A 17523-nucleotide genomic window follows, 5' to 3' on the forward strand; every position below is an offset into this window, starting at 1 on the left:
GGAGCAGGGGTGACTCGACGACCGGGAAACGTCATGCGAGTGAACGGGCCATCGCCACGGCCCCTTCGACGGGCGCCGCCCGCAGCGGCCGTGCGCGTGCCGCGGGAACGCCCTCGGCGAGCGCCGACGTGAAGGCGTCGTACAGCGAGGGCTGGGCGAGGATCGTGCTGCCCGCGACGACGACGTCGTCCACCACCACCCCACGGGCGGCGAGCCGTGCCACCAGCGCGGCCAGTGCGCCACCGGCATCGGCCACGACCGTGCGGGCCAGATCCGAACCGGCCTCCGCGGCGGCGAACACGGCCGGAGCGTGCCGGCCCCACTCGGCGGAGGGAGCGGTGGCGGCCTCCAGGGCCGCGCCGAGCCCGGGTACCTCGGGGACGTCGAAGGCGGCGAGCAGGCCGAGCGCGAGCGCGTCCGGCCGTTCACCGCGGTCGTGGGCCGCCCATACGGCGCGCACGGCCTCGCGGACGAGACCGGCGCCGCCGCCCTCGTCGCCGAGGAGAGCGCCCCAGCCGCCGACCTGGACGGCCGTACCGTCGGGGAGGCGGCCCACCGCGACGGACCCGGTGCCGGCGACCAGGCCGACCCCCCGGTCCAGGCCCGCGGCGGGCACGAGCAGTTCGGCGTCGCCCAGGACCGACGCGGGGACGTCGAGGTGGAGCTGGAGGGCGGTGCGGATCTGCGCGCACTGGCGCGCGGTCTCGCAGGCATGGGCGCCGACAGCCAGAGCGGACGGGCGCATGCCCCTGGGGAGGGCCTCGGTGAGCAGTGCGGCCAGCCAGCCGGCGGCGGCCACGGGGTCACTGGGCCGCCAGCCGTTGCTGGGACGGACGTGATCGGCCACGACGGCGTCGCCCGTAAGCGCGCGCAGATGGGTCTTGGTGCCGCCCACGTCGATGCCGACCACCAGAGGGCCGGACAAAGGGGTGTCCTGCACGGATCCTCTTTCGTCGGTGCGCTGGGTGCTGCGACGGCGGGCGAACCGTGCCGGAAGGGCATGACAGGTGAAGAGCTAGGGAAGCCCCGGGACGGGCCTCTGGACGGACCACGGCAGGCGAGTACCGTGACCTTCGTTAGGAAGTTAACTAACGAAGTACAGTGCCTGTCAATAGGCGTCACGCACTCGGCTTCCCCGGCCTGTTGTCCGGGTCGGGAGCGCGCGACGCCAGGAACCCACCGCTGCCCTCCCGCCGAGTCGATCGGCGCCGGAGAGCGGCCTGTGACCTGGGGGAAGTGTGGAACACGACGTGGCGAGAGCCCCCCGTCTGACCGAAAGCGCCAGCGCCGTATTCGCCGTGCTGGCCCAGGCCGGCACCGCGACGCGGCCGCAGCTCGCCAGTCTCGCGCGGCTGTCCAAGCCGACGGTGTCCTCCGCCGTCGCCGAGCTGGAGGGCGTGCACCTCGCGGCCCACTCCGGCACCTCCTCCGGCGGTACGGGCCGCAGCGCCGCCGTCTACCGGCTCGGTCCGGCGGCGGGCGCCGTGCTCGCCGTCGACCTCGGTCCGGCCGTCACCCGGGTGCGCGGCTGCGCACTGGACGGCAGCCTGCTGGCCGAGGCCACCGGTCCCCGGGACGACGCCGCCGACGTCGTGCGCGAGGCGCTCTCGGCGCTCCCTCCCGATGCCCCGCTGCGCACCATCGTCGTGGCCGTCGGCGACGTCACCGCGCCGCAGCGGATGCGCCCCGCCACGGCCAAGGCCGGTCCCGTCTTCGACGCGGTGGCCGTGGCGCTGCCGCCCGGGGTGCCCGTCCACCTGGAGAACAACGTCAACTGCGCGGCCCTCGCCGAGCTGCACGAAGGCGCCGCCCGGGGCCGCCACACCTTCGGCTATCTGCGCATCGGCGTGGGCATCGGTCTCGGCATCGTCGTCGGCGGGCAGGTGCTGGCCGGCGCGAACGGCGCCGCCGGTGAACTCGCCCGGCTGCCCTATCCGTGGGACGACGACCGGGAACCGCGCCACGAGGCCCTGGAGGAGTACATCGGGGCCCGCTCCCTGCTCGGACGGGCCGCAGCGGCCTGGCCGGACACCGACGGGCCGTGCCCCCGTACGGCCGATGAGCTCTTCGCCCTCGCGGGTCAGGGCCGCGCCGCAGCCCGCGCGATCGTCGACCGGCACGCCGTGGACGTGGGCCGGCTGGCCGCCGCCGTGACCGCCGTACTGGACCCCGGGCTGCTCGTCCTGGGCGGCAGCACCGGCGCGTTTGCGCAGCTCCTGCCCGGTGTGCGGGCCGAGCTGGAGCGGCTGAGCTGGCCCACCGAAGTGGTCAGCAGCCAGGTCGGTGATCTCGGCACCGTCGTGGGCGCGGCGCGGCTCGCGGTCGCCAGAGGAGTCCAAACCGTGACCGAGGCGCCACGGACGAAGGATTGACGGGTTCGGACTCGGTCTGCCAATGTCCGGACAAGCGCTTTCTAAGTCGGCCGGGACCGCCGGCTTGGGGCAAGCGTCCCGCCCGTACTCGACGTACGGCAACCGCACCAGGGCGTGCTCGTGCGGCGACGGCCACAGCGGCCGGGGACCCGGGCCCCTCAGGATGACGCGGCCGGGCGAGGCCGCGCACTCGGAAAGTGAATCCTCCTGCACATGGCACCCGTGCCGCCTCGGCCGGCGCCGTGCTCCGTCCCCTCCGACGAAAAGGGATCGAAGATGACCACTGTGGGTGTGCGGCGCTCCCGCCGACTCGGCCGCGGCGGCCTGCGCCGCCTGGTCCCCCTCGCTGCCGTGGCCTCGGCAGGTGCCCTGCTGCTCTCCGCCTGCGGGTCGGGTTCCGACTCGGGCGGAACCTCCAAGTCGCTGACGTTCTGGATCTCCACGGTTCCGGGGCAGGACGCGGGCTGGAAGAAGATGGTGGCGCAGTACAAGAAGGAAGCCGGCGTCGACATCAAGCTCGTCAACATTCCCTACGACGGCTACACCACGAAGCTGCACAACGCCGCGCAGGCGAACTCCCTGCCCGACGTGGCGGCCGTGCCGGCCCTGGACCCGATCTGGTCGAACAAGCTGATCGACCTCAGCGCCATCGCCAACGACAAGAGCAACAAGATCAACGCCAACTTCCTGGCGAAGGACTCGTCCGGGAAGGTGCTGTCCATCCCCTCGGACGTCACCGCGTCCGGCATGTTCATCAACAAGTCCCTGTTCGAGAAGGCGGGCGTCTCCTTCCCGACCGAGCCGTCGAAGACCTGGACCTGGACCGACTTCATCGCCGCGGCGAACAAGGTCCGCGAGAAGACCGGCGCCAAGTACTCCCTCACCTTCGACCAGTCGCCCTCCCGGCTGCGCGCCATGGTGTACGAGATGGGCGGCAAGTACGTCCACGCGGACTCCTCCGGCAAGTTCTCGGTGGACGCGGCGACCAAGAAGGCCGTGAACACCTTCGTCGGATGGAACGACGACAAGACCATGCCGAAGTCGGTGTGGACGAGCGGCGCCGACCCGTCCGCCATGTTCCAGAGCGGCGACGTCGTCGCCTACTGGTCCGGCGTGTGGCAGGTCCCCGCCTTCGCGGACAGCATCAAGAAGTTCGAGTGGGCGAGCGTCCCGACCCCCGCCCAGCCGGTGCAGGCCAGTGACGTCAACAGCGGCGGAATGACGGTCGGCTTCAACAACAACGCGGACGCCGCCAAGGCCGCCACGAAGTTCCTGTCCTGGCTGTACGAGCCGGCCCACTACCGGGCGCTGTGCGAGGCGTCCGGCTTCCTGCCCGTCGAGAGCGGCCTGAACCCGACCTACCCCTTCAAGTCCGAGGCGGCGCAGGCGGCGTTCAAGCTGTACAACGAGTCGATCCCGCTCTACGCCCCGATCTCCGGCTACTTCAACAGCGCGCAGACGAACTGGGTGCTGAAGGGCAAGAGCCTCACCGAGGACCCGACGAAGACGGAGCTCGGCAAGGCCATCAACGGCCAGCAGTCGCCCGACAAGGCCCTGGAGAACATCGTGGCCGGCTACAACCAGCAGGTCGGCGGCGCGTCGTAGGCCACAGGGCCGGGCGGCGGAGTGCGACCCGCCGCCCGGCCCTGTACTCCCGCGTGATGCCGGGTTCATGGAGTGAGCCCGTAGCAATCCATTCCACCAGCACGGAGTCAGGAAGATGACAAAACGCGCCTCGGACGTGTCCGTGAGCCCGCCCAGGAGACGCAGCAAGTACACCCTTGCGCCGCTCGTCCTCATCGCGGCCAACGTCGTGCTCTTCGGTCTGTTCTTCGTCTGGCCGGCGGTGATCGGGCTCATCTACTCCTTCACGAACTACACCGGAGTGGGGGCGTTCCAGTTCATCGGACTGGACAACTACGACAACCTGTTCGGGGACTCCACCTTCTACGACGCGCTGTCCCGGACGCTGCTGTACGCCGTGCTCTTCGTGCCGCTGAACTTCGTGGTCTCGCTGCTCGCCGCCAACCTGGTGGTGAGCAAGCACGCCAAGGGCGGGTCGGTCGCCCGCGTCGTCTTCTTCATCCCGTGGCTGCTGTCGCCCATCGTCGTGGGTGTCCTGTGGCGCTGGATGTTCGGCGAGAACTTCGGACTGGTCAACTACGTCATCGAGAAGTTCGGCGGAGGCGCCGTTCCGTGGCAGTCGAACGCGGACCTCTCGCTGCTCGTCGTGGTGATGGCGGCGGCCTGGGCCTGGACGGGTTTCACGATGCTGCTGTTCATCGCGGCGATCAAGAACGTGCCGGTGTCGTACTACGAGGCCGCCTCGCTCGACGGCGCCGGCCCCTGGCGCCAGTTCTTCAGCATCACCCTGCCGAGCATCGCTCCCACCTCGTTCATCGTCATCCTGCTCAACACGATCAACGCGATGAAGGAGTACCCGGTGTTCGTCGCCCTCAACAACGGCGGACCCGGCAGTTCGAACAACCTGCTCGTTCAGTACATCTACGAGACCGGCTTCAAACGGGGCCAGATCGGCTACGCGAGCGCCGCGTCGTTCGTGCTCATGCTCATCCTGATGGCCGTCGCGATCATCCAGCTGATCGTCAACCGGCGGGTGGAGAACCGATGACAACCACAGACATCCCGCGCCCGGCCGACGTCGGCTCCGGACGGAGAGTCTCCAGGAAGCGGCCCCGCGGCACGGCCACCGGTGGGCTCCGGCAGGCGGTGTCCGCGACGACACTGCTGTGGATCATGGCGTGCCTGTACGGGTTTCCGGTGCTGTGGTTCATCCTCAGCTCCCTCAAGCCGGCCAGCGACCTGTTCTCCTATCCGCTGACACTGGTTCCGCGCAACCCCACCCTCTCGGGCTTCGAAGCGGCGTGGGACAGCGCCAACTTCTCGCAGTACTTCATCAACACGGCCATCGTGTGCGTGATCACCACGATCCTCACCGTGGGAGTCAGCTGCTGCACCGGGTACGCCCTGGCCAAGTACGACAACAAGTGGCTCAAGGCCTTCTTCATCTGCATCCTGGCCACCACGATGCTGCCGGGCGAGGTCATGCTCGCCCCGTCGTTCCTGGTGGTCCGCGACCTCGGCCTCTACAACTCCTTCGCCGGCATCATCCTCCCGGCCGTGCTCACCGCGACCGGATGCTTCATGTTCCGCCAGTTCTTCCTGACGGTGCCCGACGAACTCGTGGAAGCCGCGCGCATCGACGGCGCCGGCGAACTGTCGATCTTCCTGCGGATCATGGTGCCGATCTCCCGGCCCATCATGCTGACCCTCGCCATCCTGTCCTTCCAGTGGCGGTGGAACGACTACATCTGGCCGCTGCTGATGCTCAACGACCCCAACAAGTTCACCGTGCAGATCGGCATCCAGAGCCTCGTCGGCGCGCAGAACATCAACTGGTCGGTGCTGCTCGGCGGATCGGTCATCTCCATGATCCCGCTGATCCTCGTCTTCCTGGTGTTCCAGCGTTACGTCATGAACGCCGACATCAACGCCGGACTGAAGGACTGACCGTGCGGATCGCCCTCGACCGCGAGTTCGTCCGTGCGGCGGCCCGCGCCGCCGACCGGCTGGCCGTCCCGACGGCGGCCCGCCCGGACGAGGAGCCGGCCGGTGTCGCCCATCGCGGTCTGGCGCACCGGGTGAAGACACTGCTGGCGGCGTACCGCGCGCAGGACTCCACGCTGCACGGCAGTGAGCGGGCCGTCGCCGCCGCGACGACCCACCTCACCGCCCTGCGGTCCGTACAGACCGCCTCCGGCCTCTTCGCCGGCGGCGACAACGTGCAGTCACCGCCGGACTCCGCGTTCACCGTCAACGACGTGTGCGACGCGCACGTCATCGCCGCGGGCGGCGGGCCGGAACTGGGCGAGGTCGCCGCCGCCCTCGCGGAGATCGCCGGTGCGGCCGCCGACAGCCTGCGGACGGGCGGGGTGCACACCCCGAACCACCGCTGGGAGCTGTGCGCGGCGCTGGCCCGGCTGCACCGGTCGTTCCCGGACAGCCGGCTGCTCGACCGTGTCGACGCGTGGCTCGCCGAGGGCGTCGACATCGACACCGAGGGCCTGTACTCGGAGCGGAGCGCCAACTACGCCGCCTATGTGTCCAACCCGTCGCTGCTGCTGCTGGCCGACGTGCTCGGCCGGGCCGACCTGCTGGCCGCCGTGGAACGCAATCTCACCACCACGCTGGACCTCATCAGGCCGGACGGCACGGTGGAGACCGTCCACTCGCGACGGCAGGACCAGAGCCACCCGTTCCCCCTGGCGCCCTACCTGCCGCACTACCGTCTGCTCGCGATCCGCACCGGCCGCGGCGACTTCGCCCGGGCGGCGCGGCTGGCGGCGGCCGGCGGCATCGACGACCCGGACCTGCTCGCCCAGACCCTCCTCACCCCGGAGCTGTGCCGCCCCCTGCCGGCCCCGGCCCCGGAGACCGTTCCGCGCGCCCGGTACCTCACCACCGCACGCCTCGCGGCACGCGCCTCCGCCGACGCGCACACCGTGGTGTACGGCGGCTCCGACGTGCCCGAGCACCGGCGCATCCGCTCGGGCCTCGCCTGCAATCCCACGTTCCTGCGCCTGTTCGCCGGCGACGCCGTCCTCGACGCGGTCCGCCTCTCACGCGGGTTCTTCGACCTGGGCCCGTTCCGCGCCGCCTCCATGGAGCGGCTCGCCGACCACCGGTACCGGCTCACCGAAACCCTCACGGCCGCCTACTACCAGCCGCTCCCGGCGGAGCTCGGGCGGGAGGACGGCGCCTACCGGCTGGTGGACGAGGGGCGCTTCTCGGCCGCGATGGCCTTCCCGGACCGGCCTCGCGACGAGGTCTCCCACACGACCCGCGTCGAGGTGGACCTGAGGGAGGACGGCGCCGACCTGCGGATCGACATCAGCGGACCACGGGTGCCCTGGTCCCTCGAGATGACCTTCCGTCCGGGCGGGGTACCCGAGGGCGCCGTACCGATCGGCGACGGACGCTGGTGCCTGACGACCGAGCCGGTGACCTACCGGGTCGGTGACGACGAGATCGTGATCCAGGCCGACGTCGAGGCGGGCGAAGAGCTCGCCGGGCCGGACCGTAGCGACGTCCTGCGGTACGACCCGGGCCAGGACTACACCCTGGTGGGTGGCACCGATGCGACGACCGGGAACCGCGTCTACATTGGTGGACTCGGCCCGCACACCCTGAACGTCGCCCTGCACGCCCGCCGACCCGCACTCGTCGTGTGACCCCGACGAACCACGCAAAGGCCATCTCGGCACGAAGGGCTGAACCCGTGCATCTGCCTCGCCAGCTCGGCGCCCTGCACGACCTCCCCGACACCCCTGAGGCCTACGACGCCGTCCTCGCCGCTGTCGTCGAGCAGGCCCTGGCCCGGCTCACGCCGGAGGGCAACCTCGAACACCCGGACTGCGTCGACGACATCGGTGACACCTCACTCGGCGTCACCTCGCTCCTCGCCCTCGCCTGGCAGCGCGGCAAGGACCCGCGCCTGCCCGAGGCGGTGCGCCGCAGCCTGGCGTTCCATCTGCGGGAGCGGCTCTACACCGGGGACAACCCCGGTTACCCGAACCTGAGGGCGCGCGACCTCGGTCTGCCGTACGCCCGCTACACCCTCGCGGCCGGCGCGCACCCCATCGGGGACTGGCCCAGCACCGTGTGGGCGCTCCTTCAGGCCGTCAACCTGCTGGATCTGGCGGACGGGCTGGTCGAGGACGGGCAGCGTGCCGAACTTCTCGACGTGGCCCACGGCTACTGGCGCTGGCTGACCGAGGCGACCTTCTTCAACCCGCAGGAGGCCGGCAACCAGGCCATCGGCTGCGTGGTCGGCGGCCTGATGCTCGCCCGGCATCTGCCCGCACCCGACGCGGACGCGGTCCGCGAGCGTGCCCTGGGCTTGTACCAGGAGGAGATCCGCGCCCACCGGGTCGCCGACCGCGGCGCCCTGCTGCCCCCCGAGCACGGCGGTGCGTACGACAACAACTACGGCCCGATCTCCCTGTCCTTCCTCGCCCAGGCGCACCGGATCAGCGGCGAGGCGGTCTTCGCCGAGGACGGCGACGCGCTCGCCCGCTACATCGACGCACGCCTGCCCGGCGGCGGCTTCGACAACGGCGGTCCGCGCTACAGCGAACAGCACAGCGGTTTCGAGTCGGTCCTCGGCCTGCGCTACTTCGGCGCCCGGATCGGCTCCGACCTCGGCCGCTACCGAGGCGACACCCGCTTGGGCCGGCACGCCGTCCAGGCGGACGGCGGGGTCGACGGTCACTTCGCCTGGATGCTGGTCTGGCAGACCCAGGACACCACGCGCTGGCACCGCACGCCCTCCGGCACCCCGGCCCGCCACCAGCTGCGGGCGGGGACGGTCTCGGTGGCCTTCGACGACCGGATGACCCCGTCGCTGATCGAGGCGGCGGGCACCTACTACCTCCCGGCGGCCGTCAACCGGCAGCACGGCTTCGGCCCGGTCACGGACGGCTTCGTGCACTGCCGCCCGATGGGCGAGGTGCGCGTCCGCGACATCACCGCCGACGGCCTCACGGCCAAGCTGGTCACCAAGCCGGTCGTCGGCCGCGACCACGTCCTGCGCCATGTGCGGTCCCTGTACGTCACCGACGGCACCCGCCTGTGGATGACGGTCGCCGTGCAACGCCTGCCCGGAACGCCCTACCTGCTCGCCGGTCTGCCGTACGCCGCCGACGACGGCGACCGGATCCGCAGGGTCGCCGAGGGCCCGGTCACGTCCGCCGGTCCGCTTCGCCTCACCCACCCGGAGCCACAGGGCGCGGACCACTTCGACGCCCGCGCGGAACGGACCCAGGAGGAGGCGGCCTTCGCCCTGGCGGCCGACCCCCGCGGCTACGGCAACCCCGACCTCGGCTGGAGCCACGTGATCAGCTCCACCGCCCTGGAGGCCGGACCCGCCCCGGGCGCCCCGGGGGACCTGCACGTCTTCGCCGTGCGCTACGGAGGCGCGGGTCCCCACACACCCGACTTCGCCTCCGACGGCTCGGGCCTGACGGTCCGTACGGAGGCCTTCACCGCCGTGATCGGTGATCCGGCGGGCGACGCGCTCGGACAGCCCGAGCTGTCCCTGCGGGCCGGGTAGCCGGTGCTTCACGCCCCCGCACGGGCCGCCGGAGGCTCGTGCGGGGACGGCATCGCCGTAGCCGGCACCACCAGGTCGGCCCGGTCCCGGGTGGCGGCGACCAGCTCCGCGTTGCGCTCGTCCGAACGCAGCACCCAGGCCACCGCCTCCTCGTGCGACTTGCCGAACTCCTCGTGGCGGGCGATCAGCCGGCGCAGCCGTTCCGGCTCGGCCGGCTCGCAGAACCACACCTCGTCCAGCTGCGGCCGGACCCCGGCCCACGCACCCGTGTCCAGCAGCAGGTAGTTGCCCTCGGTCACGACCAGCCGGGCCGTCGGCTCCACCGGGACGGCGCCCGCGATCGGCTGCTCCAACACCCGCTCGAAGCCGGGCGCGTACACGATGCCGCCGTCCGTCTCCTCGTGCAGCCGCCGCAGCAGCGCCGAGTAGCCCGCCGCGTCGAACGTGTCGGGCGCGCCCTTGCGGTCCCGCCGCCCGAGCCGCTCCAACTCGACGTCGGCGAGGTGGAAGCCGTCCATCGGCACATGCGCGACCCACGGCTCCCCGGCGCCGTTCAGCTCCCGCACCAGGCGTTCGGCCAGCGTCGTCTTGCCGGCCCCGGGACTGCCGGTGATGCCGAGGACGGCCCGCCGGCCGTCACGGGGGAGGGACCGGGCGCGGGCGAGGAGGTAGTCGAAGGTCACGCTCACACAGCAGAGTGTGGCACCCCGGTGTCATCCGTCCGGCCCAACCGCGCTCCGCACACCCTCCCCCTGCGGGTTATTTTGTCCGTGTTTTCAGTACTCTCGGTGCTTTTGTGTTCTCGCAGGGTGAGGGGTGGACGATGGTCCAGGGCTTGCAGCCCGTGCTCGTCGGTGCGGGGCGGCACGACGAGGCGCTCCTGTCCGGCAGGCCGTGGCGGACACGCGGCCGAGGCCCGCTCGCCGCGGTGGCCGCCGCCTTCACCCTGGCCCAACTCCTCCTCGTACGACCCTCGATGGGCCTCGGCTGGGACGAGGTGGTCTACGTCAGCCAGGTCGCCGCCGACGCCCCGGCGGCGTTCTTCAGCGCACCCCGCGCCCGCGGCGTCCCGCTGCTGGTGTGGCCCGTCGCCTCTTGGTCGTCGTCCACGACAGTGCTGCGGGTCTATCTCGCCGTCCTCTCCGGACTCGGCCTGTATCTGGGCCTGCGCGCCTGGCGCGGACTGTTCCCCGCCCGGGTCCTGGCCGGCGCGGGCGCCCTGTTCGCCACCCTGTGGGTGACCCTCTTCTACGGCCCGCAGGCCATGCCCAACCTCTGGGTCGCCTTCGGCGCCCTGCTCTGCGTCGGCTGCTTCCTGCGCGCCCGCGCCGACCGCCTCGACCGGCGGGCTCTGTGGGGCGTCCTGGCCGGCGCCGCAGTGATGGCGTGGATGCGGCCCACCGACGCCGTCTGGGTCACCCTGCCCCTGCTCGTCCTCGCGGCGGTGAGACGGCACCGGCGGCCGGCGGCCGCCCTCGCGGCGGGCCTCCTGGCCGGCGGTGTCCCGTGGGTGATCGAGGCGTACGTCAGCTACGGCGGCCTGCGCGAGCGGCTCAACCAGGCCTCCCGCATCCAGGGCGGCCTCGGCTGGAACCTCGCCGTCGACGACCAGTTGCGCAGCCTCGCCGGCAGCACCCTGTGCCGGCCCTGCGACGTGGCGACGCCCCACCCGGTCGTCTTCGCCTGGTGGTTCGCGCTCCCCCTGCTCGCCGCCTGCGCCCTGATCGTCGCGGTCCGCGCCGGCCGCACCGCGCGCACGCTGCTCCCGCTGGCCTGCGCCGCGACGGCGGCCTTCCCGTACCTGTTCCTGATCGGCTACGCGGCACCCCGCTTCCTGCTGCCCGCCTACGCCCTCCTCGCCGTCCCGGTCGCGGACGCGCTGCTCCATGCCGTCACCGCGCCGAACGGCCGCGTGCGCCCGGCGGTCGCCGCCTTCGTCGCGCTCGGGCTCGCCGGACATCTGGCCGTGCAGTACGCCGTCCTGCACGGCACCGTGGACCGCTCCGCCGCCGCCCGCGCCGACTGGGCCCGCTCCGCCGCCGCCCTGCACCGCCTCGGCGTACGCCCGCCCTGCCTGCTCACCGGGCACGAGGCGATCCCCGTCGCCCACTACACGGGCTGCCACTCCGGCGCGATCCGCGGCCACAACGCCAACATCACCAGAGCGGAGATCCTGCGGACCGCCCGCGAGGTCCCGGTCGGCGTGCTCTCCGTGCCCGGCCGCAAGCCGCCCCACTACGCGAGCGACTGGAAACGGCACCGCCTCGACGGCCTGGAGGTCCGTATCGCCCCGGCCCCGGGTGCGGACGCCACCACGTGACGCCCGAACGGTCCCTCGCCGGGCCCCGGCGAGGACGCGCCTACGGGCACACCGCCCTCACCCTCGCCGTCCTGGTCGCCGTGTGCCTGCTCGCCCGACGCCACTGGCCGGTGCTGGAGACCGGCGCCGCCCGGCTCGCCGACCGCGGCCGGCTGCTGGTGGTCGCCGCGGCCACGCTCGCGACCTGGCCGTGCGCGGCGCTCGCCCAGCAGGGCGTGGTGCTCCGCCGATTACCGCCCGGACGGCTGGTGGCGGGCCGGTCTACGAAGTACGCCTGCCCGCAACAATCAGCTGACCTGCGGCTTCGCCAGCAATACCACCTCGTCGGACTCGACATCGAACCCAAGCACCGGGTGGCTTCGCTCCCAATCACCCTCGGGCGTCATCACCACTGGCTTGCCCAGTCGGCGCCCGATCGCACGAAGAAACCCAGACAGCACGTCCAGGCGCTCCTGCCCCTGCAACTCCCGCAGATCCACGTCGAAACCGATCTCGTCAGCCGACTCCAACCGAAAGATCGCCAACACATCCGGAACCGGCCAGACCCGCAGATCCGCGCACTCGGCATCGGCAGGCCGCGACAGCACCTCTTCAGCACGCGGCAGCGGCATGACCACACCGCCCTCGGAGTACTCACTCCGCCAGCCACTCGCACCGATCAGATCGAGGACCGCCTGCCAATCCTCAACCAGAGTCCCAGCGACCCACACATCCGGAAGACACCCCTCCCACTCAAGGTCGAAGAAGTCCTTCACGTCATCCCACAGCAGCTCAGACACCAAGCAATGCTGACCCCACCGGCAACACAACGCACCCCGATTTGCTTGACGCAGCCCATAGGGGCACCCCCGTGCCCCTGGCACCCCACCAGCGCTTCCCGTCCCCACAGCGAAGACCGAGCGATCAGCCGCGCACCCCCACCTCCTTACGCCACTTGACGAACTGCTTGTCCGCCTCGCCGGTGTAACCCCACGGCGCCCGGGTGGCACGCCGGCCCACGACGCGGAACAGCGCCGCGGCGATGTCGTGGGCACCCGCGTGACAGGCCGCGTGGGCCAGGTAGTTGAAGTCCCGCAGCTCGCCCGGGGCCACGTCGCGCCGGTCGCGGCCCATGATCCAGCGCTCCCAGGTGCGGCGTACGTCGCTGACGGCGCCGTCGTTGTTCCAGTGCTGCCCGATCCCCATCGCGGAGTGCCGGCCCTTGGCCGCGTCCAGGGCGTAGCGGAACTCCTCGACCCGGGCGTACTGCACGAGCACCGGCAGCGGGCAGCCGGGCGGGGCGACTCCGGCCGCGTCACGGGCGAAGTCGTACATCAGGCCGTGCGTGCCGTGCCAGCGCGACGAGTAGTAGTGCAGCACCTGGAGGTGCCCCTCCACGCTGTACGGGTCCCGGCCGTGCAACTCGTCCCACCAACGCGCCAGTTCCTGCCGCCGTACGCCCTGCGGATACAGCCGGGCGACGGAGATGAGGGAGATCCAGGGCGTCGGATCGTCCGGGTAGGAGTCGGCGGCCCGCAGGCACGCCAGCACCGCCGTGTCGACCCGCTGCTGGTCTATCGGCATGCCCCGGCCCGCGGAGATGGCCACGTTGAACGCCCGGGCCGTCTCCGTCGCCGCCCGCAGCACCAGCGCGTCACCGCTGTTCGGCTCGGCGGCCAGCCAGGACTCCACCGTCGAACTGCCCGCACAGGCCTGCGCGAGCAGCCGCACCCGGTGGCCCCTGGCCGGCCAGTCGGGCCCGGTGACCCGCAGCAGCTCCCGCAGCCCCTGCCAGCGGCCGATGACGATGTCCTGGCGGGCACTGGTGAGGGGAGCGTCGCCGCAGTCCGGGTCGAAGTCGGGATCGAAGTCGCGCTTGGAGTTGCCTCGCGCCATCGGGGTCTCCCTCAGAAGTCGGTCGGAAGACCCTCGTGGACCACGGGGTTGGCGCCGCCGCCGGCCGGGACGTAGTCCGCCTCGACGGTCTGGGTGGCGTCCAGCTTGGCCGGCCGGTAGTAGTCGCTGCCCTGCCGCCAGTACCAGAACATCGGGATCAGCCCGGCCACCAGACCGCCGATGCCGATCACGATCGCCGAACCGCTCAGCTCGCCCAGCGACTCGACGAAGATCCAGAACATGAACAGCGCCCCGAACAGCGGCCACAGGCCCCCGAACACGAAGTCACCCACCGACGACAGCAGCATCTTGCGGTAGGCGACGACCGCCGCGAGACCCGTCAGGCCGTAGTAGACGGCGATCTGCAGGCCGATCGCCGAGATGGCGTCCGAGAGGATGTCGCCCACCGAGCCAAGGGAGTTGGAGGCGATGAACATGGCCAGCGCCACCACTCCGACCACCGCGATCGCCACCCACGGCGTGTTCCAGCGGCGGTGCACCCGGCCTAGCGCGGCCGGCAGCGTACGGTCCCGGCCCATCGCGAACAGCGAGCGGGTGACCTGGATGAGAGTGGTCTCCAGGGTGGCGATGGTGGACAGCATCACGGCCACGATCAGCAACTTGCCGCCCCAGCCCGGCCACAGCTCCGCCCCGAGCACCGCCAGCACGTTGGCGTCGTTCTCCTGGATCTGCCGCGAGGACAGGATGACGTTCACCGTGATGGTGAACACCTCGAACAGCAGGAACACGACGCCGACCCCGATGAGCCCGGCGAGCCCCGTCGTACGGCGGCTGTCGCGGGTCTCCTCGCTGAGGTTGCTGGTGACGTCCCAGCCCCAGTAGTAGAAGGCGGCGATCAGCGCGCCCGAGGCGAATCCGGTCACGCCGTCGAAGTGCCCGAAGCCGAGCCAGGACCAGTCGAACGCGCGGGCGCTTCCCGCGTGGAAGAGGGCGAGCACGGCGAACAGGGCGAGTATGACCAGCTCGACACCGGACATCACGAGCTGCGCCCGGACGGTGAGCCGGGCCCCGCCCAGCACCACGAGCAGCATGAACAGGAACCAGCAGGCGCCGACCACCGTGGACAGCGCGGTGTTCTCCGCGAGTTCCTCGTCGAACAGGGCGAGCGTCATCGACCCGGCCGGCAGCGAACCCGCCACCATGAAGATCGTCGCCGAGATCACCAGCGCCCAGCCGCTGACGAAGCCGAGAAAGGGATGCAGCGTCCGGCCGACCCAGGAGTAACTGGCCCCGGCGTTCACGTCGATCCGGCTGAGGCGGCTGTAAGCCAGTGCGATGCCCAGCATGGGTATCGCGCAGTACAGCAGCGCGGCCGGGCTGGCCAGGCCCACCGCTCCGACGAGTACCGCCGTGGTCGCGGCGATCGAGTACGCCGGGGCACTGCCCGCGACCGCCATCACCACCGTGTCGAACATTCCGAGGGCGTTGGCCTGCAGCCCTCTGCCCCTGTTGTTGCTCATGCGCGCCGCTTTCCGTCTTGCACGACGCCAGGGCGAACGGCCCCGACGCCGTAGAGGGGGGTGAGGTGGAACAACGCCACGTACCGGAGAGGGGTGACCTCAAGGCAGGGGCGGCCGAGAAAGAGGTGGCGGACACTGTACGCCGTTGCGTCGCCGTGCAGTCACGCCGTGTGTGCGAGTGATGATAGCCACACCCTTTGAGGGTTCAAGAGCCGAGAGATCCTCCGGGGTTGGAGATCGCACGACGGGAAACGCGTTCAGGACACGCACGGCCGGACCGGCCGATGCCCGCGAGCGAGGAGGCAGCGATGGGCACCGAACACACGCCCGCCGATGCGATGGCGGACGACGCGTACCAGCCCACCGGAGGCAACGAGGAACAGCAGGACGCCGCGCCGCTCGACCTTCAGGACGCCCTGGACGAGCGGACCTACGACGACACCCTCGACGAGGGCTACTCCCCGCCCGAGCGGCCGCTCGGCGTGACCAAGTACGGGACCACGGCCGCCGAACAGCACGCCGGCGAGACCCTCGACCAGCGGCTCGCCGAGGAGGTCCCCGACGTGGGCGAGCCCCCCGGTGACGACGTGGGCGACCTGCCGGGCGGCGACGGCGAGCCCGTCGACCCCGAGGCGGGCGACGAGCGGGCCGGCCGCCTGGTCGCCCCGGACGAGGGCGCCCACTCCGACACCACCAAGGAGGAGATCGCCGTCGACCGGGGCATCGACGCCGGGGCGGCCGGCGCCGAGGAGGCCGCGATGCACGTGGTCGACGACGACAGGCTGCGGGAGGGCGGCGAGACGTGAGGACCTCGGACCGGCCCCGGCGGCTCAGTCCCCGATGTGGTCGATCTGCCGCAGCTTGTTCGTGGCGTCCAGGGCCGCGATCTTGTAGGACTCCGCGAGCGTCGGATAGTTGAACACCGCGTCGACCAGGTAGTCGACCGTGCCGCCGCAGCCCATCACCGACTGCCCGATGTGGATGAGCTCCGTCGCCCCCGTGCCGAAGCAGTGCACCCCGAGCAGGGTGCGGTCCTCGGGGGAGACCAGCAGTTTCAGCATGCCGTGCGAGTCGCCGATGATCTGCCCGCGGGCCAGCTCGCGATAGCGGGAGATGCCGACCTCGAAGGGCACCCGGTCCTCGGTGAGCTGGTCCTCGGTGCGGCCCACGAAGCTGATCTCCGGGATGGTGTAGATGCCGATCGGCTGGAGGTTGTGCATCCGGCCGACGGGCTCCCCGAAGGCGTGGTACGCCGCCGCCCGACCCTGCTCCATCGAGGTCGCGGCGAGCGCCGGGAAGCCGATGACGTCGCCGACGGCGTAGATGTGGGGCACCTCGGTGCGGTAGTGCTCGTCGACCGTGATCCGGCCCCGCGGGTCCGCCGCGAGCCCGGCCTTGTCCAGGTCCAGCTCGTCGGTGAGGCCCTGCCGGCCCGCGGAGTACATCACCGCGTCGGCGGGGATCTTCTTGCCGCTCTCCAGGATGGTCAGCGTCCCGCGCGGATGCCGCTCGACGGCGGCTACGGTCTCCCCGAAGCGGAACGTCACGGCGAGGTCCCGCAGGTGGTACTTGAGCGACTCGATCACCTCGACGTCGCACATGTCGAGCATCCCGGCACGCTTCTCCACCACGGTGATCTTGCTGCCGAGCGCGGCGAACATGCTGGCGTACTCCATGCCGATCACCCCGGCACCGACGATGACCATGGAACGCGGCACCCGCTCCAGGGCCAGGACGTTGTCCGAGTCCATGATCGTCCGTCCGTCGAACTCCACGCTGCCCGGCCGCGCGGGCCGCGTGCCGGTGGCGATCACGATGTGCTCGGCGGTCAGCAGCCGTTCGTGGCCGGTGACCTCCTGGAGGGCGACGGTGTGCGGGTCGACGAAGCGGCCCGTACCGGCGTACAGGGCGACGTGGTTGCGGGACAGCTGGCTGCGGATGACGTCCACCTCGCGGCCGACCACGTGCTGGGTGCGGGCCGTCAGGTCGGCGACGGTGATGTCCTCCTTGAGCCGGTAGCTCTGCCCGTACAGATCGCGCTGGGTGAGGCCGGTCAGGTAGAGCACCGCCTCGCGCAGGGTCTTGGAGGGGATGGTGCCGGTGTGGATGGAGACACCGCCGACCATGTCGGGGCGGTCGACGACGGCGACGCGGCGACCCAGCTTGGCCGCGGCGATGGCGGCCTTCTGGCCACCGGGTCCGGATCCGATGACGAGCATGTCGAAGTCGGGCACCCTCCGGAGTCTGACAGCCGCAGGCCCTCTTTCGAAAGGGCGAACCGTGAACGATTGGGCGGACGAAGTGCCGGGAGCCGAGCGGAAGTTGCGGCTCCGCCCGGCCGGG

At 71.4% G+C, this 17523-nt stretch carries 14 protein-coding genes; 8 read left to right on the top strand and 6 right to left on the bottom strand.

The window, feature by feature from the left end; genetic code table 11:
- Positions 1-31: 31 nt before the first annotated feature.
- The gene (locus tag ACIRD7_RS07950; RefSeq protein WP_403451141.1) at positions 32-940 is read right to left on the bottom strand and encodes a BadF/BadG/BcrA/BcrD ATPase family protein; all 909 of its coding nucleotides are present in this window, start codon (positions 938-940) and stop codon (positions 32-34) included.
- A 310-nt stretch (positions 941-1250) separates the two neighbouring features.
- Here ACIRD7_RS07950 and ACIRD7_RS07955 point away from each other — a divergent pair, with 310 nt between their 5' ends.
- The 6 genes from ACIRD7_RS07955 to ACIRD7_RS07980 all read left to right on the top strand — a co-directional run bounded on the left by ACIRD7_RS07955 (position 1251) and on the right by ACIRD7_RS07980 (position 9504).
- Positions 1251-2372 (top strand): ROK family protein, encoded by a 1122-nt coding sequence (locus ACIRD7_RS07955; protein WP_403451143.1) that lies wholly within the window; start codon positions 1251-1253, stop codon positions 2370-2372.
- A 276-nt stretch (positions 2373-2648) separates the two neighbouring features.
- On the top strand, positions 2649-3977 hold the full coding sequence (locus ACIRD7_RS07960; protein WP_403451144.1) for an extracellular solute-binding protein: 1329 nt from the start codon (positions 2649-2651) through the stop codon (positions 3975-3977).
- A gap of 115 nt (positions 3978-4092) precedes the next feature.
- On the top strand, positions 4093-5004 hold the full coding sequence (locus tag ACIRD7_RS07965; RefSeq protein WP_403451146.1) for a carbohydrate ABC transporter permease: 912 nt from the start codon (positions 4093-4095) through the stop codon (positions 5002-5004).
- Positions 5001-5903: a carbohydrate ABC transporter permease gene (locus ACIRD7_RS07970; protein ID WP_403451147.1), complete on the top strand. Its 903-nt coding sequence runs from the start codon at positions 5001-5003 to the stop codon at positions 5901-5903. Before ACIRD7_RS07965 ends, ACIRD7_RS07970 begins: the two co-directional genes overlap by 4 nt.
- 2 nt (positions 5904-5905) lie before the next feature.
- Positions 5906-7624, top strand: coding sequence for a hypothetical protein (locus ACIRD7_RS07975; RefSeq protein ID WP_403451149.1), 1719 nt, complete (start codon positions 5906-5908; stop codon positions 7622-7624).
- 47 nt (positions 7625-7671) lie between these two features.
- Positions 7672-9504 carry a hypothetical protein gene (locus ACIRD7_RS07980; RefSeq protein ID WP_403451151.1) on the top strand — a complete coding sequence of 611 codons (1833 nt, stop codon included), beginning with the start codon at positions 7672-7674 and terminating at the stop codon, positions 9502-9504.
- Positions 9505-9512: 8 nt separating this feature from the next.
- Here ACIRD7_RS07980 and ACIRD7_RS07985 read toward each other — a convergent pair whose 3' ends face one another.
- Positions 9513-10193 (bottom strand): nucleoside/nucleotide kinase family protein, encoded by a 681-nt coding sequence (locus ACIRD7_RS07985; protein ID WP_403451153.1) that lies wholly within the window; start codon positions 10191-10193, stop codon positions 9513-9515.
- 134 nt (positions 10194-10327) lie between these two features.
- Between ACIRD7_RS07985 and ACIRD7_RS07990 the strand changes: the two genes are divergently transcribed.
- Positions 10328-11824 (top strand): hypothetical protein, encoded by a 1497-nt coding sequence (locus tag ACIRD7_RS07990; RefSeq protein WP_403451154.1) that lies wholly within the window; start codon positions 10328-10330, stop codon positions 11822-11824.
- A 287-nt stretch (positions 11825-12111) separates the two neighbouring features.
- On the opposite strand, the gene ACIRD7_RS07995 is transcribed toward ACIRD7_RS07990, so the two are convergent.
- The 3 genes from ACIRD7_RS07995 to ACIRD7_RS08005 all read right to left on the bottom strand — a co-directional run bounded on the left by ACIRD7_RS07995 (position 12112) and on the right by ACIRD7_RS08005 (position 15180).
- On the bottom strand, positions 12112-12603 hold the full coding sequence (locus ACIRD7_RS07995; protein ID WP_403451155.1) for a hypothetical protein: 492 nt from the start codon (positions 12601-12603) through the stop codon (positions 12112-12114).
- 124 nt (positions 12604-12727) lie between these two features.
- On the bottom strand, positions 12728-13699 hold the full coding sequence (locus ACIRD7_RS08000) for a hypothetical protein (protein WP_403451157.1): 972 nt from the start codon (positions 13697-13699) through the stop codon (positions 12728-12730).
- Between the two features lie 11 nt (positions 13700-13710).
- Positions 13711-15180, bottom strand: coding sequence for an APC family permease (locus tag ACIRD7_RS08005; RefSeq protein ID WP_403451158.1), 1470 nt, complete (start codon positions 15178-15180; stop codon positions 13711-13713).
- A 308-nt stretch (positions 15181-15488) separates the two neighbouring features.
- Here ACIRD7_RS08005 and ACIRD7_RS08010 point away from each other — a divergent pair, with 308 nt between their 5' ends.
- Positions 15489-15986: a DUF5709 domain-containing protein gene (locus tag ACIRD7_RS08010; protein ID WP_403451160.1), complete on the top strand. Its 498-nt coding sequence runs from the start codon at positions 15489-15491 to the stop codon at positions 15984-15986.
- Between the two features lie 24 nt (positions 15987-16010).
- On the opposite strand, the gene sthA is transcribed toward ACIRD7_RS08010, so the two are convergent.
- The gene (gene sthA, locus ACIRD7_RS08015) at positions 16011-17414 is read right to left on the bottom strand and encodes a Si-specific NAD(P)(+) transhydrogenase (RefSeq protein WP_403451162.1); all 1404 of its coding nucleotides are present in this window, start codon (positions 17412-17414) and stop codon (positions 16011-16013) included.
- Between the last annotated feature and the right edge of the window lie 109 nt (positions 17415-17523).

The sequence above is a fragment of the Streptomyces sp. NPDC093568 genome (genome assembly GCF_044764945.1).
Classification (GTDB): Bacteria; Actinomycetota; Actinomycetes; order Streptomycetales; family Streptomycetaceae; genus Streptomyces.